Source organism: Halomonas sp. IOP_31 (genome assembly GCF_021151495.1).
GTDB classification, from domain to species: domain Bacteria; phylum Pseudomonadota; class Gammaproteobacteria; order Pseudomonadales; family Halomonadaceae; genus Modicisalibacter; species Modicisalibacter zincidurans.
Genome location: NZ_JAIRBP010000071.1, coordinates 1 through 2445 on the forward strand (window position 1 = coordinate 1; position 2445 = coordinate 2445).

The 2445-nt window shown below is 65.7% G+C and carries 2 protein-coding genes; both read right to left on the bottom strand.

Going from position 1 to position 2445, the window contains the following annotated elements:
* Positions 1 to 60: 60 nt before the first annotated feature.
* Positions 61 to 801 (bottom strand): IS21-like element helper ATPase IstB, encoded by a 741-nt coding sequence (istB, locus tag K7I12_RS17275; protein ID WP_231664800.1) that lies wholly within the window; start codon positions 799 to 801, stop codon positions 61 to 63.
* Positions 788 to 2311: an IS21 family transposase gene (gene istA / locus K7I12_RS17280; protein ID WP_231664801.1), complete on the bottom strand. Its 1524-nt coding sequence runs from the start codon at positions 2309 to 2311 to the stop codon at positions 788 to 790. Before istA ends, istB begins: the two co-directional genes overlap by 14 nt.
* Positions 2312 to 2445: the final 134 nt, after the last annotated feature.

The window sequence follows — 2445 nt, forward strand, 5'->3', positions numbered from 1 at the left end:
TGTCAATGGCCATCAGAAGTGACCCACCAGTGGCCAACAAAAATGACCCACCCGTGATCGTCAGCTGAGCGCCTTCTGCTTCAGCCGATAGCTCTCCCCGCCGAGCAGGTAGAGGTGCGAGTGGTGGATGATCCGGTCAACGATTGGCACCGCCACGTTGTCGTCGTGGAAGAACTCCCCCCAGCTGGTGAAGTCCTTGTTGGTGGTGATGATCAGCGAGCGGTGCTCATAGAACCGGTTGATCAGCTGGAACAGCGCGTAGCGCGCCTGCCGGCTCATCGGTAAATACCCCAGCTCGTCAATGACCAGGGCGTCGACCTTGGCAAGCTTGTGGAGCGTCTTCTTCAGCGCGCCCTTCATCTCGGCGAGTTCCAACTCCTCGACCAGGTCCAGGGCGTTGCGGAACAGCACCCGGTAACCGACCTCGATGGCCTTCTGACCGATGCCGATGGCCAAGTGGGTCTTGCCCACGCCCGGCGGGCCGATGAACACCAGGTTCTCGCGGTTGTCGAGGAAGGCGAAGTCGAGCAGAGCGCTGACTTGGCGCTTGGTAATGGTGGTCTGGTGCCGGTAGTCGAACCCCTCCAGCCGCTTGTCGCTGGGGAAACCGGCCTGACGCCGGTAGAGGTCGATTCGCTTGGCTTCACGGGTCTGGCGCTCGTGCTCGACCAGCATGTCGGCGAAAGCCAGGTAGGAGACCTCGTTGGCCTCGGCCTGGGCCAGCAGGACGGTGAGATCCCCGGCGATGGCGCCGAGGCGCAGGCTGCGGTAGCGCCCGGCGGTCAACTCAAGTTGCCCCATGGGTCACCTCCTGCTGGCCGCTGGAGCGGCCAAGTCGGGCGTACTGGCTCAGGTCCGGGGGCGGCGTGACGGGGCCCGCCGGGGCATCGGCGTCGCAATCCCGCCCGCGTGCCTTGGCCAGCCGGGCCGCCGCCAGGCGCTCCTTGAGCCCGCCGGCGGTGAGGCGCTCACGGGTGACCCAGTCGCCGATCAGTACCCGGTCCAGCTCGGGCTCGCCTTCCAGCAGCTTCCTGGCGCCCCGCAGCTGGTCTCTATAGTGGCGCGGCATGCTCTCGCGCAGGCGCGCACAGAGCTGGCCTCCCAAGGGCTCGCCGAGGCACCGCTCGATGGCCTGCTCAAGCTCCGCCTCCTGCTGGCGGTGATCGCGGTAGTGGTTCTCGTTGCGCCGCGTACGACCCGTGCCCAGGTGCAGCGAATGGGTGGCAATCTCGTCACCGCTCTCCAGGTCGTGAATCGCCAGGCGGTCGTCCTCTTCCCGGGCGCCTACACGCCCCTGCTGGTAGGCCATGGGCACCGAGTACTTGTTGGCCTTCCAGGCGATCAGCCCGGTCTTGTCGACCTGACGCGGGGCCAGGTCGTCGACGCCTCGCGCCACACAGGCCGGCGTCAGGTAGGGCCCAAGATGCGCCCGCTCCTCGGCCTCGAAGTGGACCCTCGGCTGCCGGCCGGTGGTGCCGTGAGTGCGCACGTTGGCGACCTCATCGAGCCACTGCTGCACATGGCGGCGCAGGTCGGCCTCGTCGCGGAAGGTCTCGGCGTAGAAAGCGTCCTGTTTGGTGTACTTCACCCCGGCCTCGACCTTGCCCTTGCTCTCCGGGTCGTAGCCACGGCAGGCATGGATCCGGAAGCCCGCGGTAGTGGCGTACTCATGAAAGCGCTGGTTCACCTTCAGCTCGCGGAACTGCTCGCTGATCACCACCATCTTGGTCTGGTCGTAAACGCACTCCTCGGGCAGGCCGCCGAAGTAGCGGAAGGCCTCGTCGTGCAGGCGGATGAAGGTGAGGGTGTCGAGCGGCGAGAGACTGACACCGACGTAGGTCAGACGCGAGTAAGAGAGCACGAACACCACGAAGTACAGCGTTCGCGGCTCGCCGCCGATCTTCACCTCGCGCAGCTCGCCCGGATCCACCTGGCACTGCACACCGGGGACCATGTCGAGCACCGGCTCGTAGTAGCGCCGCTGTCGGCTGGCGACGGTGCTCTTCACCTGCTGCACGTAACGGCGCAGGGTGCGCTCCGAAACCGCCAGCTCCCCGACCTTCTCACGCAGCTTGCGGGCGACCTTGACGCTGCTCAGCCGAGGGAAGGTGCGCAGCAGGTAGGCGATGTAGTCGCGATGGGCATCGAGCTTCTTCTCGCGCTCCCGGTTCGACTGCGCCGCCTCGATGGCGGCTACGTCCTGGCGCAGGTACTTGCGCACGGTGTTACGGGAGAGGCCCAGCTCCTGGCCGATGGCGCGGATCGACAGGCCCTGTCCGTCATCATGTAACGCTTTGATCTTGTGAATCATTCCCCAATCCTTCACATCTCCGTCCCGACCCTTGGCTGAGCCGACACGGTAGGTGGATGGTGGCAGCGCTGCCACCTCGGGGGTGGGTCAAAAGCGTTGGCCGGTACTGGGTCACTTTACTTGGCCATTAACAG